General features: G+C 62.1%; 27 protein-coding genes. 15 read left to right on the top strand and 12 right to left on the bottom strand.

Annotated elements, in window-relative coordinates:
- Window positions 1–38: 38 nt before the first annotated feature.
- The 8 genes from AAC077_RS07475 to AAC077_RS07440 all read right to left on the bottom strand — a co-directional run bounded on the left by AAC077_RS07475 (window position 39) and on the right by AAC077_RS07440 (window position 4,708).
- The gene (locus AAC077_RS07475) at window positions 39–662 is read right to left on the bottom strand and encodes a trimeric intracellular cation channel family protein (RefSeq protein ID WP_339768153.1); all 624 of its coding nucleotides are present in this window, start codon (window positions 660–662) and stop codon (window positions 39–41) included.
- Window positions 659–1,048 (bottom strand): hypothetical protein, encoded by a 390-nt coding sequence (locus tag AAC077_RS07470; RefSeq protein ID WP_339768151.1) that lies wholly within the window; start codon window positions 1,046–1,048, stop codon window positions 659–661. Before AAC077_RS07470 ends, AAC077_RS07475 begins: the two co-directional genes overlap by 4 nt.
- On the bottom strand, window positions 1,045–1,506 hold the full coding sequence (gene rnhA / locus AAC077_RS07465) for a ribonuclease HI (protein WP_339768149.1): 462 nt from the start codon (window positions 1,504–1,506) through the stop codon (window positions 1,045–1,047). Before rnhA ends, AAC077_RS07470 begins: the two co-directional genes overlap by 4 nt.
- Window positions 1,499–2,074, bottom strand: coding sequence for a class I SAM-dependent methyltransferase (locus tag AAC077_RS07460; RefSeq protein WP_339768147.1), 576 nt, complete (start codon window positions 2,072–2,074; stop codon window positions 1,499–1,501). Before AAC077_RS07460 ends, rnhA begins: the two co-directional genes overlap by 8 nt.
- The gene (locus tag AAC077_RS07455; protein ID WP_339768145.1) at window positions 2,071–2,523 is read right to left on the bottom strand and encodes a DUF3429 domain-containing protein; all 453 of its coding nucleotides are present in this window, start codon (window positions 2,521–2,523) and stop codon (window positions 2,071–2,073) included. The genes AAC077_RS07460 and AAC077_RS07455 overlap by 4 nt, the downstream gene beginning before the upstream one ends.
- A 33-nt stretch (window positions 2,524–2,556) precedes the next feature.
- Complete coding sequence (locus AAC077_RS07450) at window positions 2,557–2,952, bottom strand: VOC family protein (RefSeq protein WP_339768144.1); 396 nt, start codon at window positions 2,950–2,952, stop codon at window positions 2,557–2,559.
- An 11-nt stretch (window positions 2,953–2,963) separates the two neighbouring features.
- Window positions 2,964–3,917: a 4-hydroxy-3-methylbut-2-enyl diphosphate reductase gene (gene ispH / locus AAC077_RS07445; RefSeq protein ID WP_339769466.1), complete on the bottom strand. Its 954-nt coding sequence runs from the start codon at window positions 3,915–3,917 to the stop codon at window positions 2,964–2,966.
- A gap of 212 nt (window positions 3,918–4,129) precedes the next feature.
- On the bottom strand, window positions 4,130–4,708 hold the full coding sequence (locus AAC077_RS07440) for an NYN domain-containing protein (RefSeq protein WP_339768142.1): 579 nt from the start codon (window positions 4,706–4,708) through the stop codon (window positions 4,130–4,132).
- A 97-nt stretch (window positions 4,709–4,805) separates the two neighbouring features.
- On the opposite strand from AAC077_RS07440, the gene folK reads away from it, so the two are divergent.
- The 12 genes from folK (at window position 4,806) to recO (ending at window position 14,090) form a co-directional block, all read left to right on the top strand.
- On the top strand, window positions 4,806–5,414 hold the full coding sequence (gene folK, locus AAC077_RS07435) for a 2-amino-4-hydroxy-6-hydroxymethyldihydropteridine diphosphokinase (protein ID WP_339768140.1): 609 nt from the start codon (window positions 4,806–4,808) through the stop codon (window positions 5,412–5,414).
- Between the two features lie 106 nt (window positions 5,415–5,520).
- Window positions 5,521–5,877: a DNA-directed RNA polymerase subunit omega gene (gene rpoZ, locus AAC077_RS07430; RefSeq protein ID WP_339768138.1), complete on the top strand. Its 357-nt coding sequence runs from the start codon at window positions 5,521–5,523 to the stop codon at window positions 5,875–5,877.
- Between the two features lie 20 nt (window positions 5,878–5,897).
- Window positions 5,898–8,039 (top strand): bifunctional (p)ppGpp synthetase/guanosine-3',5'-bis(diphosphate) 3'-pyrophosphohydrolase, encoded by a 2,142-nt coding sequence (locus tag AAC077_RS07425; protein ID WP_339768136.1) that lies wholly within the window; start codon window positions 5,898–5,900, stop codon window positions 8,037–8,039.
- A 26-nt stretch (window positions 8,040–8,065) separates the two neighbouring features.
- Window positions 8,066–8,746, top strand: a complete 681-nt coding sequence (locus tag AAC077_RS07420) for a DUF2062 domain-containing protein (protein ID WP_339768134.1) — start codon at window positions 8,066–8,068, stop codon at window positions 8,744–8,746.
- A gap of 142 nt (window positions 8,747–8,888) precedes the next feature.
- On the top strand, window positions 8,889–9,638 hold the full coding sequence (locus AAC077_RS07415; protein ID WP_339768132.1) for a pyridoxine 5'-phosphate synthase: 750 nt from the start codon (window positions 8,889–8,891) through the stop codon (window positions 9,636–9,638).
- Complete coding sequence (locus AAC077_RS07410; RefSeq protein ID WP_339768131.1) at window positions 9,631–10,062, top strand: ABZJ_00895 family protein; 432 nt, start codon at window positions 9,631–9,633, stop codon at window positions 10,060–10,062. Before AAC077_RS07415 ends, AAC077_RS07410 begins: the two co-directional genes overlap by 8 nt.
- Complete coding sequence (gene acpS, locus AAC077_RS07405; RefSeq protein WP_339768130.1) at window positions 10,059–10,463, top strand: holo-ACP synthase; 405 nt, start codon at window positions 10,059–10,061, stop codon at window positions 10,461–10,463. The genes AAC077_RS07410 and acpS overlap by 4 nt, the downstream gene beginning before the upstream one ends.
- Before the next feature lie 81 nt (window positions 10,464–10,544).
- Window positions 10,545–11,381 carry a signal peptidase I gene (gene lepB, locus AAC077_RS07400; protein ID WP_339768128.1) on the top strand — a complete coding sequence of 279 codons (837 nt, stop codon included), beginning with the start codon at window positions 10,545–10,547 and terminating at the stop codon, window positions 11,379–11,381.
- Between the two features lie 8 nt (window positions 11,382–11,389).
- Window positions 11,390–12,076 (top strand): ribonuclease III, encoded by a 687-nt coding sequence (gene rnc / locus AAC077_RS07395; protein ID WP_339768126.1) that lies wholly within the window; start codon window positions 11,390–11,392, stop codon window positions 12,074–12,076.
- A complete protein-coding gene (gene era / locus AAC077_RS07390) occupies window positions 12,073–12,981 on the top strand; it encodes a GTPase Era (RefSeq protein ID WP_339768125.1) in 909 nt (302 codons plus the stop codon). Before rnc ends, era begins: the two co-directional genes overlap by 4 nt.
- A 51-nt stretch (window positions 12,982–13,032) precedes the next feature.
- Complete coding sequence (locus AAC077_RS07385) at window positions 13,033–13,362, top strand: DUF1491 family protein (protein ID WP_339768123.1); 330 nt, start codon at window positions 13,033–13,035, stop codon at window positions 13,360–13,362.
- A 2-nt stretch (window positions 13,363–13,364) separates the two neighbouring features.
- The gene (recO, locus tag AAC077_RS07380; RefSeq protein ID WP_339768121.1) at window positions 13,365–14,090 is read left to right on the top strand and encodes a DNA repair protein RecO; all 726 of its coding nucleotides are present in this window, start codon (window positions 13,365–13,367) and stop codon (window positions 14,088–14,090) included.
- Here the strand turns inward: recO and AAC077_RS07375 are convergent.
- From AAC077_RS07375 to AAC077_RS07365, 3 genes are all read right to left on the bottom strand, one after another.
- Complete coding sequence (locus AAC077_RS07375) at window positions 14,074–14,463, bottom strand: META domain-containing protein (RefSeq protein ID WP_339768119.1); 390 nt, start codon at window positions 14,461–14,463, stop codon at window positions 14,074–14,076. The genes recO and AAC077_RS07375 overlap by 17 nt on opposite strands.
- An 8-nt stretch (window positions 14,464–14,471) precedes the next feature.
- Window positions 14,472–14,999 (bottom strand): TetR/AcrR family transcriptional regulator, encoded by a 528-nt coding sequence (locus tag AAC077_RS07370; protein WP_339768117.1) that lies wholly within the window; start codon window positions 14,997–14,999, stop codon window positions 14,472–14,474.
- Between the two features lie 123 nt (window positions 15,000–15,122).
- On the bottom strand, window positions 15,123–16,808 hold the full coding sequence (locus tag AAC077_RS07365; protein WP_339768116.1) for an acyl-CoA dehydrogenase family protein: 1,686 nt from the start codon (window positions 16,806–16,808) through the stop codon (window positions 15,123–15,125).
- Between the two features lie 148 nt (window positions 16,809–16,956).
- Here AAC077_RS07365 and AAC077_RS07360 point away from each other — a divergent pair, with 148 nt between their 5' ends.
- Window positions 16,957–17,724 (top strand): sulfite exporter TauE/SafE family protein, encoded by a 768-nt coding sequence (locus tag AAC077_RS07360; protein ID WP_339768115.1) that lies wholly within the window; start codon window positions 16,957–16,959, stop codon window positions 17,722–17,724.
- Between the two features lie 3 nt (window positions 17,725–17,727).
- Here the strand turns inward: AAC077_RS07360 and AAC077_RS07355 are convergent, their stop codons facing one another.
- The gene (locus tag AAC077_RS07355; protein ID WP_339768113.1) at window positions 17,728–18,084 is read right to left on the bottom strand and encodes a helix-turn-helix transcriptional regulator; all 357 of its coding nucleotides are present in this window, start codon (window positions 18,082–18,084) and stop codon (window positions 17,728–17,730) included.
- 210 nt (window positions 18,085–18,294) lie between these two features.
- Between AAC077_RS07355 and AAC077_RS07350 the strand changes: the two genes are divergently transcribed.
- Both AAC077_RS07350 and AAC077_RS07345 read left to right on the top strand, forming a co-directional pair.
- Window positions 18,295–19,125, top strand: coding sequence for a LysR family transcriptional regulator (locus AAC077_RS07350; RefSeq protein WP_339768111.1), 831 nt, complete (start codon window positions 18,295–18,297; stop codon window positions 19,123–19,125).
- Between the two features lie 183 nt (window positions 19,126–19,308).
- Window positions 19,309–20,013: a hypothetical protein gene (locus tag AAC077_RS07345; RefSeq protein ID WP_339768109.1), complete on the top strand. Its 705-nt coding sequence runs from the start codon at window positions 19,309–19,311 to the stop codon at window positions 20,011–20,013.
- The last annotated feature ends 9 nt before the right edge of the window (window positions 20,014–20,022 follow it).

Raw genomic sequence — 20,022 nt, 5'->3', positions numbered from 1 at the left:
TTCGGGGAGGATTTTTTGAACCAGAGAAGGGGCGGGGGTCAGGATTTTGGCGGCGTCGAGCGGTAGGTGGGCAGTTGCCAGCCAAAGGCCAGTGATCCGGCACGCAAGGCCCATGTGACGCCCGCGCCTGCGGCCAGTGCGGGCAGGTCAGGGGCGATGTAGGTCGAGGTGAGCCACAGCGCCAGCGCGCCGCCGAAGGCCGCCGAGACGTAAAGTTCGCCCTGTTTCAGCACCACGGGCACGTCGCCGACCACCACGTCGCGCATCAGGCCGCCCATACAGCCGGTGATCATGCCCATCAGGATGACGATAGGTGCGGGGGTGCCAAGGTCCAGCGCCACGCCAGCCCCCGCAGGGACCGCGATGGCCAGCGCGAGACTGTCCAGCCACAGCAAAGTGCGCAGGCGGCTTTCCAGCAGGTGCGCGGTGAAGAACACCACGATGGCCGCCCCGCAGGCAACGGCGATATAGGTGGGCTGGGCGATCCAGAACACCGGATTGCGGTCCAGCAGCACGTCGCGCAGGGTGCCGCCGCCCATGGCGGTCAGGCAGGCGATGAACAGGAACCCCACGGGGTCCATCTGGGCGCGGCTGGCGACCAGCGCGCCGGTCAGGGCAAAGATCATCACCGAGCCGAAGTCGAGAAGGGCCAGCCAGCTCATAGCGCGGCCCTGATCCAGTCGAGGGCGCGGTCGTGGGGCGTGGTCAGGCCGTCGGGCAGGGCGTCGTCCAGCGCCAGCCAGCCAAAGCGTTGCAGGGTGCCGTCGGGGCCAGCGTTCTGCCAGTGGGCGCGCACCGGTGGCACCGTGCGGCACAGGGCGAAATGCCAGCGTTCGCCCGCGACGATGTCGTCAGAGGTGCCCAGCAGCAGCGCGGCGCGTGTTTCCAGCCCGCCGATGGCATAAAGCGCCTGTGCGGCGGTGTTTTCGGGGCGGGCGTCGGGGGCGATGTCGGTGTGGACCAGCGCAAGCTGCGGCTTGGTCGCGATGGCCAGACGACGGGGGGCTCCGTCGGGGTGCAGGGCCACGGGGCAGGCGACCAGCCTCATTTCGACTTGGTTTTGAACGGGGCCATGCCTGCGCGCGCCAGCGCATCGGCGCGTTCGTTTTCGGGGTGGCCTGCGTGACCTTTGACCCATTTCCATGTCACGTTGTGGCGGGCCTGTGCCTGATCCAGACGTTGCCACAGTTCGGCATTGGCCACGGGTTTTTTCGCCGCATTCTTCCAGCCGTTTTTCTTCCAGCCGAAGATCCACGCTGTGATGCCGTTTTTGACATAGTTGCTGTCGGTCACCACGGTGATCTTGCTGGGCCGCTCCAGTGCTTCAAGCGCGTTGATCGCGGCCAGCAGTTCCATGCGGTTGTTGGTGGTCGCCGCCTCGCCGCCCTTCAGCTCGCGCTGTTTGACGACTGCGCCGTTTTCCATTGCGAGCATCAAGGCACCCCAGCCGCCCGGGCCGGGATTGCCGCTGCACGCGCCATCGGTATATGCAAATAAATCAGCCATGAGCGCGCAGACATAGCCAGTCTGCATAGGTGCCGTCCAGCCCCTTGTCGCGCCCATAGGCGCGGGCGTCGATGGTAAAGCCTGTGTCGGTCAGAAGGCCGGCCAGTTCGGGTTCGGAATAATAGGTGTACAGCCTGCCGATGCTGTCGCGGGCGGCGCCTGTGCCCAGTTTCATGCCGATGTGGAACAGGCCACCCGCGTGCAGGGCGGATTTGATCGCCGCCAGATGGCGCGGCATGTCGGCGCGCGGGGCGTGCAGCAGGCTGAAGTTGGCCCAGATGCCGTCGTAGGTGCCGCTGATGTCGTCGAAAGTGCCCAGTTGCGCCGTAACGCCCGCGTGCCGGGCCGCCATTGCCACCATTTCCGGCACGGGGTCCATGGCGGTGACCTGAAACCCTGCCTCGGCCATTCGCGCGGCGGCGCGGCCCGGGCCACAGCCCAGATCCAGCACGCGGCCCTGTCCGAGGGCGGCCATGAAATCGGTCAGTTGCGGGTCCTCGTGGTCGGTCATGGTGGCATAGTCGGCCGCTTTGGCGGCGTAGACATCCAATGTGGCCTTGTCGCTCATGCGAAGACACCGATGGCCAGACAGATCAGCACGATGCCGGTCAGCAGCACGCGCAGGTGCATCCACCACACAGGCGCCAGCCCCCAGCGCCAAAAGGCGAAATCAAGCAGCAACAGGCCGGCAAAGCCCACCATCAGGTTCAGCCCAGCCGCTTCGGGGCCGTTGCCCGTCATGACAAAAGCCCAGAGCGCGGGAATCACCGACAGCGCATAGCCGGTGGCGGCCTGCGCGCCGCTGGCTTTGGTGGCAAAGCCCCACAGGACGCCGGACATGAACGACAGGATCACGGCGCCATAGAACAGTTGCACGTAAGGCCCGACAAAGCGCGACCCCAGCGTGCGAACGCACCAGTCGGCCAGATCGGGGCTGAGCACCGTGGCGGCGCCCCAGACAAAGGGGATCAGGCCCAAAAGGCCCAGGGCCAGCGGTGCGCGGGGGATCGTGTTCATGGCGGGCGTCGTCCTGTCAGGTGGCGAAAAGGGTCAGTGGCCGTCCCAGACCAGTTCCATGCGCAGGCCACCCGGTTCGGCAAACATCATGTGCTGGCGCGGGCCGTCGCCCATCAGTTCGGGCATGAATTCAACGGTCACGCCGGGCCAGCCGGCGACCAGTTCGGCGGTGTCCATCAGGTGCGCCTGATCGGGCACGGACAAGGCCAGATGGTGCAGGCCGATCTGGGCGTGGCGGTCAAAGTCGCTGGCGTTCGCGTCGGCCTGCCACAGGGTCAGGCGCAGGCTGCCATCGGTCACGGTGTTGCGCGGGTAGGACAGGTCCTGGGCTGTCTGCAACCATCCCAGACATTTGACGAAAAAGCCGGTGGTGGTGTCCAGATCGCGCACGGTCAGGCCAAGATGGTTCAGGCCGGTGGTCTTTGTCATGGGGACCTCCTTCATGCGGTGGTGCGCAGCACGCGCGGTACTTTGAATTCGACGTGTTCCACGGCGGTTTCGACCAGTTCCGTGGTGACGTCAAAGCGGGCTTTCAGGGCGTCGATCACCTCGTTGATCAACACTTCGGGGGCAGATGCGCCTGCGGTCACGCCGATCGACGCGATGCCTTCGAGGCTGCGCCAGTCGATGTCGGTGGCACGTTGCACCAGTTGGGCATAGTCGCAACCGGCACGCGCGCCCACTTCGACCAGACGGCGCGAGTTGGACGAATTCGGCGCGCCGACCACCAGCATGGCGTCGCATTTTGGGGCGATGGCCTTGACCGCCTCCTGGCGGTTGGTGGTGGCGTAGCAGATGTCTTCCTTGTGGGGGCCCACGATGCCCGGGAACCGTGCCTTGAGGGCGGCCACGATGTCGGCGGTGTCATCCACGCTAAGCGTCGTCTGGGTGACATAGGCCAATTGCGTGGGGTCGCGGACATCGACATGCGCCACGTCGTCGGGGGTTTCGACCAGCAACACCTCGCCCTCGGGCAGTTGCCCCATGGTGCCGATGGTTTCCGGGTGTCCGGCGTGGCCGATCATGATCATCTGCAAGCCTGCCTCGGAATGGCGCTGCGCCTCGATGTGGACCTTGCTGACCAGCGGGCAGGTGGCGTCGACATAGACCATCTGGCGGCCTTCGGCGGCGGCTGGGATCGCCTTGGGGACGCCGTGGGCGGAAAAGATCACCGGGCGGTCGTCGGGGCATTCGTCCAGTTCCTCGACGAACACGGCGCCTTTGTCGCGCAACCCGTCGACGACAAAGCGGTTGTGCACGATTTCGTGGCGCACATAGACCGGCGCGCCCCACTTTTCCAACGCCATCTCGACAATCTTGATGGCACGGTCCACGCCTGCGCAGAACCCGCGCGGTGCGGCTAGATACAAGGTCAGGGGCGGCTTGGGCGGCATGGCAGGCTCCGGCGTGGTGATATGTGACAGGTAGGTCGTCCGAGGGGCGGCGTAAACCCTGTGTGCCAGCACATGCGGCGTTTCGGCGGATCAAATGCGGTTGATGCGGGCCATGGGCCGCGCCCAAGAAAAAACCGGGCCTTTGCGAAAAAGGCCCGGTTTGCTTTTTTGTGTGGCTGCAAGACAGGAATCGCGTGCGCAGCCCGTCGAGGTCAGCGTTCGTTTGCGACCGCGCTGGGGCGTTGCTGTGCCATGTCATCCTCGCGCGGGGGGCGACCGATCACGTCCTTAAGCTCGTCCAGTTCGATGAAGTTGTCGGCCTGGCGGCGCAGGTCGTCAGAGATCATCGGCGGCTGGCTGCGGATCGTTGAAACAACAGAGACGCGAACGCCCTGGCGTTGCAGGCTTTCGATCAGCGGGCGGAAGTCCCCGTCGCCCGAGAACAGAACGATGTGATCCACACGCGGAGCAAGCTCCATCGCGTCGACCGCCAGTTCGATGTCCATGTTGCCTTTGACCTTACGCCGGCCCATGGAGTCGGTGTATTCCTTGGCCGGCTTGGTCACCATGGTGAAGCCGTTGTAGTTCAGCCAATCAACCAGGGGGCGAATGGGAGAGTATTCGTCATTCTCTAGAAGCGCGGTGTAGTAAAAGGCACGGAGCAATTTGCCGCGGCGCATGAACTCTTGGCGCAGAAGTTTGTAGTCGATGTCGAAACCTAATGCTTTCGCGGCGGCATACAAATTAGACCCGTCGATGAACAGCGCGAGCCGTTCGTCTTTATAAAACATAAAACGTCCTTTCGAAAAACGCCCCGCCTGCCTGTTTCCGTGAGTGTCTTGGTGAATTAAGACAGGGCGTATCGGGCGAAAATATGTATTTTTAAGTATGCTGCAAGGCACCCAAAGGGTCAAAAGGGACATTGAGTTGATGCAATTCCGGTCAGATATACTGATTGCCGTGGGGTCAAATCAGCGATCTTCCGCCGGAACGCCCGAAGACACGCTGAAAATGGCCTACTCACGAATCGTTGAAGCGGGCGGAGTGATTCGCGCCGCCAGCCCGTTTTATGCGACACCATGCTTTCCCGCCGGGGCAGGGCCGGACTATGTCAACGCCGCACTCGCCTTAAAGTGGAGCGCGTCGCCGCAGGACATCATCGCTGCGTTGCACCGGATCGAGGCGGACCTGGGGCGCGAGCGGGTGCAGCGGTGGGGGCAGCGCACGGTTGACCTGGACCTGATCGCGGTGGGGGACCTTTTGCGGCCCGATCTTGAAACTTACACCCGTTGGCGCGATCTGCCGCTGGACCGGCAGATGAAAGAGGCCCCCGATCAGTTGATCCTGCCGCATCCGCGAATGCACGAGCGCGCCTTTGTGCTGGTGCCGCTGGCAGATGTCGCACCCGATTGGGTGCATCCTGTCACCGGGCAAAGCGTGGTGCAGATGCGCGATGCGCTGGACCCTGCGTTGCGGGCCGAGGTCAAACCCGTGTGAGCGGCGGCGCTGCGTCGCTGTGACACCTGTTTTCGCCTTGTCATCAGGGGCGGAAGCGCCTAAATACACGGCTTCTGATGTTATTGTCCGATGCAGGAGCACCCAAATGGCCCGCGTAACAGTCGAAGATTGCGTAGATAAGGTTCCAAACCGTTTCGAACTGGTGATGCTTGCCGCACACCGGGCGCGCGAAATTTCGGCAGGCTCTGCTGTCACTGTCGACCGCGACAACGACAAGAACCCCGTTGTTTCCCTGCGCGAGATCGCAGAAGAAACCCAAGGTGCCGACGACCTGCGCGAGCGGATGATCGAAAGCAACCAGAACCAGATCGAAGTTGACGAGCCGGAAGAAGACGCAATGGCGTTGCTGATGGGTCAGGAAACCGCTGACAAGCCAGACGAAGACAGCATGACCGAAGAAATGCTGCTGCGTCAGTTGATGGCGGCTCAGGGACAAGGCTAACGCCTTAAGGTGCGGACCAAATGATCTCTGCCGATGACCTGATCGCGCTGGTCCGCAACTATAACCCCAAGACAAATGAAAAGCATATTCGTGCCGCCTATGACTACGGCGCGAAGATGCACGAAGGGCAGTTCCGCCACTCGGGAGAGCCGTATTTCACGCATCCCGTGGCCGTCGCCGCGATCCTGACAGAGCAGCAACTGGATGATGCCACGATCATCACCGCGCTGCTGCACGATACGATCGAGGACACCAAAGCATCCTATAAAACGGTATCAGAGCTGTTTGGCGATGATGTGGCCACGCTGGTTGACGGCGTGACCAAGCTGACCAATTTGCAGCTGAGTTCGCTGGAAACCAAACAGGCCGAGAATTTCCGCAAGCTGTTCATGGCCATGTCCAAGGACATGCGGGTGATTCTGGTCAAGCTGGCCGACCGTCTGCACAACATGCGCACGATCAAATCCATGCGTGTCGACAAACAGGTGCAGAAAGCCCGCGAGACGATGGATATTTTCGCGCCGCTGGCGGGGCGCATGGGTATGCAGTGGATGCGCGAAGAGCTGGAGGATCTGGCCTTTCGCGTGCTGAACCCGGAAGCGCGTGCGTCGATCATCCGCCGCTTTGTCACCCTGCAACGTGAAACCGGCGACGTGATCCAACGGATCACCAACGACATGCGGCACGAGCTGGAAAAGGCGGGCATCGAGGCAGATGTCTTTGGTCGCGCGAAAAAGCCGTTTTCGATCTGGCGCAAAATGCAGGAAAAGGATCTGAGCTTTTCGCGGCTGTCGGACATTTACGGGTTCCGGCTGATCACCGACAGCGAAGAGGATTGTTACCGCGCGCTGGGTGCCATTCACCAACGGTGGCGGGCGGTTCCGGGCCGGTTCAAGGATTATATCAGCCAGCCCAAGACCAACGGCTATCGGTCGATCCACACCACCGTGTCGGGCCGTGACGGCAAGCGGGTCGAGGTGCAGATCCGCACCCGCCAGATGCATGACGTGGCCGAAAGCGGCGTGGCGGCGCATTGGTCCTATCGGGACGGCGTGCGGTCGCAGAACCCGTTTGCGGTTGATCCGGTCAAATGGATTGCAGGCCTGACCGAACAGTTCAACGACGAAGACGATCACGACGATTTTCTCGAAGCGGTCAAGCTTGAGATGTATTCGGATCAGGTGTTCTGCTTTACGCCCAAGGGCGACGTGGTCAAGCTGCCGCGCGGGGCGACACCGATTGATTTCGCCTATGCCATCCACACGCGGATCGGCAACGCCTGCGTCGGCGCCAAGGTGGACGGTATGCGGGTGCCGCTGTGGACGCGGGTGAAAAACGGCCAGTCGGTCGAGATCATCACCGCCGAAGGTCAGACACCGCAGGCCACATGGCTTGAGATTGCCACCACCGGCAAGGCCAAGTCGGCGGTGCGCCGGTCGCTGCGCGAAGCGGACCGCGAGCGGTTTATCAAGCTGGGTCACGAACTGGCACGCTCGGCGTTTTCCAACGTGGGCCGCAAGGCGACGGACAAGGCGCTGGACACCGTGGCCAAACACCTGCGGCTGTCGTCGGGCGACGAGGTGCTGGCGCGTCTGGGCAGTGCAGAGCTGACGGGGCGCGAAGTGGTGCAGTCGATCTATCCCGATCTGGCCCCGAAAGCGGGCAAGAAGGTGGACAAGCGCCGCGCGGTGATCGGTCTGTTGCCGGGGCAAAGTTTTGATCGCGCGACCTGCTGCCAGCCTTTGCCGGGCGAGCGGATCGTGGGCATTACCTATCGCGGGCAAGGGGTGGTCGTGCATTCGATCGACTGCGAGCGGCTGGTGGATTTCGATGACCAGCCCGACCGCTGGCTGGACCTGCACTGGCACGACGGCAGCCATCCGGCGGTCTATGGGGCCACGCTGGATATGACGATTGGCAACGATGCGGGCGTTTTGGGCCGGATCTGCACCTTGATCGGGGACAGCAGCGCAAATATTTCCAATCTGGAGTTTCTGGACCGGAAACCGGACTTTTACCGGCTGCTGATAAATGTTGAACTGCGCGACGTGGAGCATTTGCATTCGCTGATGCTGACACTGGAAGCCGAAAGCGAGGTTGCGTCTATCGAACGCTTCCGCGATGTCACGAAGGGTGCGGCCGACCCGGCACGTACCAACTGAACCCGAACGGGAAGGACCCTGACCCGGTGATCTTCAAACGTCGAGATCCCAAACCGTTCCTGCGCGCATTGGCCGAGGCCCTGTGGCCGCGCGGTGGTTGGACCCGTGCGTTTCACTATGTCAAACATCGGGTGCGGCGGCTGCCCGACACGCCCGAGCGCATCGCGCGGGGCATCTGGGCCGGTGTGTTCACCACGTTCACGCCGTTCTACGGGTTGCATTTCGTGGTTGCGGCACTTGTCGGCAAGGCGATGCGGGGCAATCTGCTGGCGGCGTTGATGGCCACGTTTTTTGGCAATCCGCTGACCTATGTGCCCATCGGCATTGCATCGCTGAAAACCGGGCACTGGCTGTTGGGCACCCGCATGGCGCCCGACGAGCACCGGTCGTTTGGTGGCAAGTTCTATGATGCGGGGACCGATTTGTGGGACAACCTGATCGCCGTGTTTCAGGGACACCCGACAGACTGGACCGGGTTGGACCGGTTTTTCCATGATGTGTTTTTCCCCTATCTGGTGGGGGGCATCATTCCCGGGATCATCTGCGGCACCATCGCCTATTATATTTCCGTACCGCTGTTGCGCGCCTATCAGAAGCGGCGCAAGGGGGCGATCAAGGCCAAGTTCGAGGCGCTGAAGGCCAAGGCTGCGGAAAAGGCTGCGGCCAAGGCGGCCAGCAAGTCCGAGGCGCGCACCGAACAGGATTAGGGGGCTCTGCCCCCGCGCCTTGCGGCGCGCCCCCGGAGTTTACCCGGCAAGATGAAGTTGCGATGTATCGGTACAAAGAAGGCCTCGCGCTTGGGCGCGTCGGGCATTAGGCTGCGGCGCAAAATACGGTCTGGAGTAGCTTATGAAACCGCTTGGTCCCCTTCGTCTGGGGGTGAACATTGATCACGTGGCCACGGTGCGCAATGCGCGTGGTGGCGACACGCCGGACCCACTGCGCGCCGCGCGGATCGCACAAGAGGCGGGCTGTGACGGCATCACGGCGCATTTGCGCGAGGACCGCAGACATATTTCGGACGCCGACATCGAGGGGTTGATGGAGGTGCTGACGGTGCCGCTGAACTTCGAGATGGCGGCCACCGACGAGATGCAGCAGATCGCCCTGCGCCACCGTCCCCACGCGGTGTGCATCGTGCCGGAGAAACGCGAGGAACGCACGACCGAAGGCGGGCTGGAAGTGGCGCGCGAGGAAAACAAGCTGGCGCATTTTATCGCGCCCTTGCGCGATGCCGGCTGCCGTGTGTCTATCTTTATCGGTGCGGACCAGCGCCAGATCGAAGCGGCGCACCGCATTGGGGCGCAGGTGATCGAGCTGCATTCGGGCGCCTATTGCGATGCCCACCACGAAGGCCGCTTTGACGACCGCGACCGCGAGCTGGAGGCGCTGCGCGAGATGTCGAGCTTCGCACACAGTTTGGGGCTCGAGGTGCATGTGGGCCACGGGCTGACCTATGAAACGGTGCAGCCGGTTGCGGCCTTTCCCGAGGTGATGGAGCTGAACATCGGGCATTTCCTGATTGGCGAGGCGATCTTTCGCGGCTTGCAGCCCGCCATCGCCGAAATGCGCCGCCTGATGGATGACGCCCGTGGCTGAGTATCGTTTCAACATCCCGCGGTTTGCCACGTTTTACCTGGGGCTGAGCATCGGCCTGCCGGTGCTGATTTATCTGATCCGCCAGTATCTGGGGTTCGACCTGAGTTCAGGCGGGATTTCGTTGATCCCGATCATGCTGACGACGCTGAACGAAGGCGCGCGGTTTGTGCGCGCGACGGGGCGGCGGCCTGATAATCGTGAAGCGTGGAAGATGGCGGGGCTGTTTGCGCTGCTCGGGGTCATGTTTTCGATGCTGCTGGCGGCGGTTGTGCTGGTGGTGGCCCCTGCGTTTCTGGGCGATTTGTCCAGTCTGGGCGTCGGGTTTATCGCGGTGATGGTGGCGGTGATGGCCATTGTCTACGTGCTGGTGGCACGCGTATTCTTTGCCTTGGGGGCCCGCAGCGAGGTGAAGCGGCTGCCATGATCCTGGGCATTGGCACCGATCTGGCGAATATCGAGCGTATCCAAGGCACGCTGGACCGCTTTGGCGACCGGTTTCGCAACCGCGTGTTCACGGAAGTTGAACAGGCCAAATCCGAGCGGCGTAAGGACGTGGCCGGCACCTATGCCAAACGCTGGGCCGCGAAAGAGGCCTGTTCCAAGGCGCTGGGCACCGGCCTGCGCATGGGGATTTCGTGGCGTGATATGGCGGTCAGCAACTTGCGCACCGGACAGCCGGTGATGCATGTGACCGGCTGGGCCGCCGAGCGGCTCGCGGCGATGACCCCCGCAGGGCACGAAGCGATCATTCACGTGACGCTGACCGACGACCACCCGTGGGCGCAGGCCTTTGTGCTGATCGAAGCGCGGCCCATAGCAGGTTGAGCGATTGGCCGCATGTGGCCTGCCTTGACACCTTGACGCTGCACCCGCATGTAGCAGCGTGACCCAAGCAGGAGCGCCCCCATGGCTGCCAAGGAAAAGTCCGGCAACGGATTCGTCGAAACGATCAAGACCATTGTCTATGCGCTGCTGATCGCAGGTGTGTTCCGCACCCTGTTCTTTCAGCCGTTCTGGATTCCGTCCGGGTCGATGAAAGAGACGCTGCTGATCGGTGATTTCCTGTTCGTGAACAAGATGGTCTACGGCTATTCCTATGCGTCCTGCCCCAGCATCGTAATCCAGCGCCTTGGCATTGATGTGGATGCCGAAGACATCTGCGGTGTCTTTGACGGCGACAACACGCGTTTGTTCGGCGGCACGCCGAAACATGGCGACGTGGTGGTGTTCCGTCATCCGGTGTCGGGGCGTGATTATATCAAGCGGCTGATCGGTTTGCCGGGGGACACGGTGCAGGTCAAGGACGGGATCGTGATCCTGAACGGAGAGCCGTTGCCACAGGAACCCAGCGGCACCTTTACCGAAACCATGGCGCGCCAGGGGCCGCAAGGGCTGGTGCCGCGCTGTGAAAACGGACCGGTGGGCGAAGGCGGCGATTGCACCAAGTCGGAATATACCGAGACGATGCCCAACGGCGTCAGCTATACTGTGCTGAACACGGGCAATCAAAGTTCGGACAACACCAATGTGTTCCAGGTGCCCGAGGGGCAGTATTTCTTTATGGGCGACAACCGCGACAATTCGCTGGACAGCCGGTTTTCGCAACTGGCCGGCGGTGTCGGCTTTGTTCCTTATGAAAACCTGATCGGGCGCGCGGACCGGATCATGTTCTCGTCCGCGGGGCGGTCGATGCTGTTCTTCTGGACCTGGCGCGGCGACCGGTTCTTCAAAGGTATTTACTAGGCGTTTAGATGAAAATTTCGAGCGAACTCAAAGACTTTGAACAACGCATCGGACACGAGTTCGCCGATCCCGCGCTGCTGACCGAGGCGGTGACGCACGCGTCGATGTCGTCGCCGACGCGGGGCGACAACCAGCGGCTTGAGTTTCTGGGCGACCGTGTGCTGGGGCTGGCGATGGCGCAGGCGCTGCTTGAGGCGGACACCGACGCCGCCGAGGGCAAGCTGGCACCGCGTTTCAATGCGCTGGTGCGCAAGGAAACCTGTGCCGATGTGGCCCGCGAGATCGACGTGGGTGCCGTTCTGCGGCTGGGGCGGTCTGAAATGCTGTCGGGTGGCCGCCGCAAAGAGGCGCTGCTGGGCGATGCGATGGAGGCGGTGATCGCCGCCGTTTATCTGGACGCGGGCTTTGACGTGGCGCAGGCGATGGTCATCCGGCTGTGGGGCAAGCGCATCAAGGATGTTGACGCAGACGCCCGCGATGCCAAGACTGCGATGCAGGAATGGGCACAGGCCCAAGGGCTGCAACCGCCGCGCTATGTCGAGGTGCACCGCGAGGGGCCGGACCACGCGCCGGTGTTCACAATTGCCGCGAAGCTGACCAATGGGGCCAGCGCGCAGGCCACTGCCAAATCGAAACGTCAGGCCGAACAGGCCGCTGCCGCCGCATTGCTGGCGCAAATGGAGAAGACCCAATGAGCACCCGCGCCGGTTTCGTCGCCCTGATCGGAGAGCCGAACGCCGGCAAATCCACCCTGTTGAACCGCATGGTCGGGGCCAAGGTGTCGATCGTCACCCACAAGGTCCAGACCACGCGCGCGCGCATTCGCGGTGTTGCCATCGAGGGCGATGCGCAGATCGTGTTCGTGGACACCCCCGGCCTGTTTCAGCCGCGCCGCCGGCTGGACCGCGCGATGGTGGCCGCTGCGTGGGGCGGAGCTGCGGATGCCGATGTGGTGGTTCTGATGGTCGAGGCGCACCGTGGTGTGTCCGAGGGTGTGGAGCGCATTCTGGAGGGTCTGGCGACCGTCGGCGAAGGCCGCAAGGTCGCGCTGGCGATCAACAAGATCGACCGCGTGGAATCGCAGGTTTTGCTGGGGCTGACCAAGGATCTGAACGAACGCTATGCCTTTGTCGAAACCTTCATGATTTCGGCCGAGAAAGGCTTTGGCGTGGATGCGCTGCGCACATGGCTGGGCGGGCAGTTACCCGACGGCCCGTGGCTGTACCCTGAAGATCAGATTGCCGACCTGCCGATGCGCATGATCGCCGCCGAGATGACCCGCGAAAAGCTGACGCTGCGGCTGCATCAGGAACTGCCCTATCAGTTGACGGTCGAAACCGAGAACTGGGAAGAGCGCAAAGATGGCACCGCGCGGATCGACCAGGTGGTCTATGTCAGCCGCGATGGCCACAAGGGCATCGTTCTGGGCAACAAGGGCGAGACGATCAAATCGGTCAGCAAGGCCAGCCGCGCTGAGCTGGAAGAGTTTCTGGGTCGTCGTGTGCACCTGTTCCTGCAAGTCAAGGTGCGCGAGAAGTGGCAGGAAGAGGCCGAGCGGTATTCGCAGATGGGGCTGGATTTCAAAGATGGCAACGCCTGATATTCTGGCCAGCCGACCCTCCGGGGGGAGTTTATCGGGCAAGATGAAGCCATGAGCCGTCTGACGGCACGGTTCTGGGTTGATGCCTATCTGACGCGGCTGCGGTTGTTCGATATTCCGGGGTTTGTCGTGTCGCATGGCGATGACACGGGCGGCGCGGTTCTGGTCAAGCTGAACACGCTGGACGGGCAGGCGGTGGTGTTTCACCGCAGTTTCGATCTGCAAAGCGATGCGCGGGTCTGGGCCGAGTTGTCCCGCGGACCCGAGGCCGATGTGGACGCTGTGGTGACGCGGCAGCGCGGATTTGACCCCGACCTGTGGGTGGTCGAGGTCGAGGATCGTTCTGGGCGGCATCTGCTGGATCACGACGGGCTGGGCTGAGCGTGGACTGGCGGGGCACGGGCATATTGCTGTCGGCGCGCAAACACGGCGAAACCTCTGTCATTATCGACGTGTTCACCGAAGATCGCGGGCGTCATGCGGGCGTGGTGCGGGGTGGCACCAGCCGCAAGATTGCGCCGATCCTGCAACCGGGCGCGCAACTGGATGTCGCGTGGCGGGCGCGGCTTGAGGATCACATCGGCAGCTTTAGCGTAGAGCCTGTGCGCAGCCGCGCGGCGCAGGCGATGGGCGACCGGCTGTCGCTGGCGGGTTTGAACGCGGTGACGGCGCTGTTGTGTTTTTGCCTGCCCGAGCGCGAGGTGCACGCGCCGCTGTACCGGCGGACCGAGGCGCTGCTGGACCTGATGGGGCAGGCCGATTTGTGGCCGCTCGCCTACTTACGCTGGGAATTGGCCTTGCTGGAAGAGATGGGCTACGGGCTGGACCTGTCGGCCTGCGCGGTCACCGGCGCGACCGAGGGGCTGGTCTATGTCTCGCCCCGGTCGGGGCGGGCGGTGTCGGCAGAGGGGGCAGGCGAATGGGTGGACCGGATGCTGCCCTTGCCCGAAGTTTTACGCGGGCGTGGCGATGCACCGGATGCAGAGATTGTCCAGGGCTTGCGGACCACCGGATATTTCCTGGAGACGCATCTGGCCGCCGATCAGGGCAACCGCGCCTTGCCTGTGGCCCGTGCGCGGTTTGTCGAGACGTTCAGTCGGCAGCTCTGAACATCATCTCGCGGCCTTTTTCGTTCTTCAGGATCATCACGTCGCCCAGCACTTCGATCAAGGTCATGTCTTGCAGGGCCGTGAAATAGCGGGTTTCGTCACCCAGCGCCGGACAGGCGCGGCGGGTGCTGCGCAGGGGGCCGGTTTTGAACCACGGGTAGGGCACCGACATCGTGCCCGAGAAGCCGTTGCAGGGACCGCGCCCTTCGATCTTGTCCGCTTCGGGAAAGCTGAGCGTGGCCATGGCATCAAAGTGCTGGCCGTCGATTTCGGTCAGGGTCCACGTTTTGCCACCGGCACCATAGGCGCGGGCGGTTTCATCTGCTTTGCAGGACATGGCGAAGGTCAGGGCGAAGATCAGGGCAATACGCATGGCGCTGACTAGCGCAATGCCAGCACAAGGTCGATCAAAGCGGTATAGGCGTTGGCGGAATCGTGCCGTTTGGATTTGGGCAGCATCGGCATTCCGATCAACGCGCCATAGGCGGCGCGGGCAAAGTCCGGGTTTTTCAGGCCCAGTTGCAGCAGCAGGGTTGCCATGTAGGTCAGCCGTTCTGCATCGACCTGTGCCAGCGCATCGGCAGCGCCTTTGTGTTCCTGCGCCCAGGACCGGATCGCGGGGGCTGTCGTGTCGTCCAGCACGTGGGCGCCAAAGTCTTGCAGGCGGGTGGCGGCGTTGCCTTGTCCTTCGAGCAGGGCGACCACATCGGCGAAGGCCCGGCTTTTCCAGTGGTCCAGCAGTGCGTCGTGAAAGGCGGGGACATCAGCGAAATGCCAGTAGAACGACCCCTTGGTCGTGCCCAGGCGGCGTGCCAGCGGTTCGGCCCGCAGCGCAGGCGGACCATCGCTGCGCAAGGCGGTAAGGCCTGCGTTGATCCACTTCTCGCGATTGAGACGGGCGTGTTTCATAGGAACGGGTGTAGAGGGTCGCCTGTCACCTCGCAAGCGGCATATGCTGCACGTGCAGCATATGCGTGGACGCTTGCGACGGATTTGGGCGCCGTGCCTGTTAAACGGGCTGTTTGACGGGGTTCAACCCAGCAAGCGGCGGGCGATGACCTGTGCCTGAATTTCGCCTGCGCCCTCGAAGATGTTGAGGATTCGGGCGTCGCACAGGACGCGGCTGATCTTGTATTCCAGCGCAAAGCCGTTGCCGCCGTGGATTTGCAGGCCGTTGTCGGCCGCCGCCCATGCCACGCGGGCGCCCAGCAGCTTGGCCATGCCGGCCTCGACGTCGCAGCGACGGCCCTGATCTTTCTCGAAGGCGCTGAAATAGGTCAGTTGGCGGGCGATCATGATCTCGACGGCCATCATCGCCAGCTTGTTGGCAACGCGTGGGAATTCGATCAGCGATTTGCCGAACTGCTTGCGGTCCTGGGCATATTGCATCGAGATATCCAGCGCCGATTGCGCCACGCCGATGGCGCGGGCTGCGGTCTGGATGCGGGCGCTTTCGAAGGTTTCCATGAGTTGTTTGAAACCCTTGCCCTCTTCACCGCCCAGCAGGTTTTCACCTTTGACGTGGAAGCCGTCGAAAGCCAGTTCGTATTCTTTCATGCCGCGATAGCCCAGCACCTCGATCTCGCCGCCGGTCATCCCGTCGGTGGGGAAAGGGTTGGCATCGTCGCCGGGGGTCTTTTCGGCCAGGAACATCGACAGGCCCTTGTAGTCGGTCGTGTTCGGATCGGTGCGCGCCAGCAAGGTCATCACATGCGTGCGTGCCGCGTGGGTGATCCATGTCTTGTTGCCGGTGATCTTGTAGTCGTCCCCGTCCTTGACGGCGCGGGTGCGCAAGGCCCCAAGGTCCGATCCGGTGTTGGGTTCGGTGAACACGGCTGTTGGCAGCGTCTCGCCCGAGGCCAAGGCAGGCAGCCACTTGGCCTTTTGCGCGTCGGTGCCGCCCGCAATGATCAGTTCTGCGGCGATTTCCGAGCGCGTGCCCAGCGAGCCGACACCGATATAGCCGCGCGAGAGTTCTTCCGAGACCACGCACATCGACGCCTTGGACAGGCCAAGGCCGCCGTGTTCTTCGGGGATGGTCAGACCGAAGACGCCCATTTCGGCCAGCTCGTTGATCACCTCGATCGGGATCAGTTCGTCCTTGAGGTGCCAGTCGTGTGCAAAAGGTTCGACTTTTTCCAGCGCGTAGCGGCGGAATTGTGCGCGGATCATTTCCAGCTCTTCGTCCAGACCGGTGGCGCCCACCGTGATCTCGGCATTGCGTTCCTGCATGAGCGCGACCAGACGGATGCGGGCGGACTGGGTATTGCCGGTCCGGATCAGCGTCATGGTGGCGGGCGCAGACAGGCCCGCGATGTCGTCTGTGGTCAGGCCCATGTCGTGCGGGCGCAGGATTTCGCCCTGGTTCATCGGGATGCCGCCCTGGATCTGGCCCAGATATTCGCCCACGCCGATTTGCAGGATCAGCTTTTCCACTTCGCCGAACTGGCCGTTTTCATCCAGTGTTGTGGCCCATTTCTGCATCTGGTGCAGGGCCTGAACGTAGGTGGCAAGCCATGCCAGCCCGTGGGCCGCCGTCTGGTTCTGTTCGACAAGGGTGGCCGACACGCGGCCGTTTTCGCTGAGCACGCCGCGCAGTCTGTCCTTGGCCGCCTCCAGAATCGCATCGACCGGCGCAATGGCGTCTGCGGTTTTTGCCAAAAGATCGTCCAGAATCACCGAAGTGGTCGAAGTCATGTCTTGTCCGTCGTGTGCCATGGCTCACATCCCCTTGTTTGCTTGCGGTTCGAGATAGTTCCTTCGCAGGTGCAGCGCAACTTATTTGCGTACAAGTGCGGCAATTTGATCGAAAGTTACGCGGTGTTTTTGCACGTGCAGCCGCGAATGAGGGTGGTATAGCGGGTTTATGGACATTTTTCTGACTTTGCTGACACCGACCCAACTGGGTCTTGCCGTGGCAATCGCGCTGTTGGCGGGGTTTGTAAAAGGGGTTGTGGGCTTTGCCATGCCGATGATCTTTGTGTCGGGGCTGTCCAGCTTTCTGGCGCCCGAACTGGCGCTGGCGATGCTGATGCTGCCGACGTTGGCGACCAATGGCATACAGGCGCTGCGCCAGGGGCCGCGTGCCGCGTGGGAATCGATTGCCCGGTTCAAGGTCTACATGATCGTCGGGGGTGTTGTGCTGATCCTGAGTGCGCAACTGGTCAATGTGCTGCCGATGCAGGTGATGCTGCTGATCATCGGCGTGCCGGTGACCGGCTTTGCGCTGATGCAGATCGTCGGCTGGACCCTGACCATGAGCGGCCAAAGCACCACCTTCGAGGTGGTTATCGGCGTGGTTGCCGGGTTCCTTGGCGGGATCTCGGGGATTTGGGGGCCGCCGACGGTGATGTATCTGACGGCGCTTGGCACACAGAAACACGACCAGATGCGCGCGCAGGGCGTGATCTACGGGTTGGGGGCTGTGTCACTGGTGGGGGCGCACATCGGATCGGGCGTGCTGAATGCGGCGACCTGGCCGCTGAGTGCGGCGATGATCGTGCCGTCGCTGATCGGGATGTTCTGCGGTCGTCAGATCATGGACCGGATCGACCAGGTGGTGTTCCGACGCGCGACGCTGTTCGTGCTGCTTGTGGCAGGGCTGAACCTGATGCGCCGCGCATTGGTGGGGTGACCCTTAGGCCGATCTGGCGACCGTGCGGCCGGACACGTCTTCGATGAAGGTGACGATGCGCGATTTGATCTGTTCGTCGTCGATCGAGGCGACGGCGCTTACGATGTCCAGTCCGGGATCGCGTGCGGTAGAATCGCTGACGTCTTGCAGGCCTTCAAAGAAATAAGAGGTTGGAACATCCAGGATGCGCGACAGGTCATAAAGGCGGCTTGCTGCGATGCGGTTGGAGCCAATTTCGTATTTTTGAATTTGTTGAAAAGAAAGTTTTAGGTGCCGGGCGACATCTGTTTGCGACATACGGCGCAACGTGCGTGCCTGCTTCAGCTTACGACCAACATGAATATCTACGGGATGAGACATCTGTTTAAGTACCTCCGGTTGTAACTCTGGCAGTGATCCAAGAATTGTTGGCCATAATCAAGTGCCTAGATTTATACATTTGTGGTATATTTATATTGCAACACTGGATGATTTATGCACCCTTAATGGTAGCCGTGATGGATAAGGGGTCGTCAAATCACACGCAGGCCTACGAATTTTCAGCAAGAACACCAGCCGCTTCTGTTTGAAATGTTGCGATCGTTTGCGACTTTGGCGCGTCATTTAAACCTTTCGCGCGCTGTTGAAGAGCTGGGCAGCACCCGTCAAACGGTCCGGCGGCACATTACTTTTCTTGAGCAGGCCAAGGGTTTTGAGCTGTTTCGAATCAGGGACCGGCGCTACGAGCTGACCGAACGCGGTGCCAGCGCACTGCCCGAGGCGTTGACGTTGCTGTCGCGCGGGACTGCGTGGCTGAGTTCCGAGGTTGGTTTCGAATACGGGATGCTGCGGATTGCCAAGGTCGAAGGCGACTGGCGGTTTTACCTGCAACAGCGCCCCCTGTCAGAGATTTGGGTGCACGGATCAAGCTTTCTGCGCAACAGCGTGCGGTGTTGGGCCGACGCCGGTGGCAATATCGAACATCCAGCGTTTCAGCCCGTGCGTCCCTACGCCATGGTGTTTCGCCCCAACGACCAGCAGTGGGTTTGCGTGGACGTGGGGCGCGAGTCGTCGTTCGCCACATGGTTCGGCTGGGAATGGCAAAGCAGTTCGATCGGGCGCACGCTTGAGGCGTTGCCGGGCGGGCCGTTGATCGGCGACATCATGGAAGGCACCTTTCACGAGATCGCGGCCAACCACGGGCTGCGCTTTGATCACATCCACACCACGGTGGCGCGCAAGCCCGATACACCGCTTGTCCCGCTTAGCTATTCGCGGCTTTTGCTGGGGTCGCGGTTTCCCGATGGCAGTTTTGCGCTGGTCAATATTATCGAGCGGACCAACGCGCTGGAGATTGACGAACTGCCTGCGGAGTATCTGAATTCCATGGATCCAAGTCTGGAAATGCAGGTCAGCATCTGACCGGGCTGATTGTTGCGCGCCGACGCGCGCTTTGGCCTGTTGTCTGCGGCGGTGCGTCTTGCCGATGCAAATGATGCTGTTCTGGTGTATGGACTGTGGCGTAAATGTTGCCAAGGCAGAGGTCAAAAGGCCGTTTGCCTGCTGTTGCTATTTCAACCTGTGCGCCATACCGGGAGAAACCTGATGAGCATACACGACATATTTGAAGGGTCGCGTTTGCTGACCGAGACGGTGGAGTTGCTGGCGCAGCGCCAACTGTATCTGACGGTCGGAGACGATTTTAATCATTACAAAGCTTTGATTTCCCAATACCGGCCCAACCAGCCGGTCAGCCTGCCGTTTGATCCTGCCCAATCGGATCTGTCGGGCGGTCAGGGGTTTTGGTCGGTTGGCCGCAATCCCCAAGGCAAGATCGTGCAGACGCAGGCGGTGCGGTTGATCGACCTTCAGGGGCAGACGCTGGCCGATTACATGGAGCGCAATTTCCGCGCCTATCCGCCGTCGGGCGTGCCGATTGATCTGGACGATTCCTGGTACAGGTCGGGGCCCGGGGCGCGGCGGATGTCGGGGCTGGTGTGCTATCACGGCGAGATGTGGATCAACCCCGAAGAGGGCAACTATCGCGGACGCGGGATCGTCGACATTCTGGCGCGCTTTGCCTTTCTCAGCAGCCAGTTGCATTGGCAACCCGATTATGTGTTCGGGTTCATGCCCCGTGCGATCGCGCGCCGTGGTCTGGCCGAGCGCGAGGGGTACATGCATGTGGACCCACTGTGCCTAAGCTGGAAGATCACCGGCCAGAACAAGCCGGTCGAGGGCAACATGGTCTATATGGGCCACGAGGACATCCAGCATATCATTCAGGTGCCGCTCGAACTGGCCGCCTGATCGCAGCAC

The organism is uncultured Pseudosulfitobacter sp., assembly GCF_963976325.1.
Classification (GTDB): Bacteria; Pseudomonadota; Alphaproteobacteria; order Rhodobacterales; family Rhodobacteraceae; genus Pseudosulfitobacter.
The sequence above is the reverse complement of the archived record's forward strand: the minus strand, read 5'-3'. Positions and strand labels throughout refer to the sequence as shown.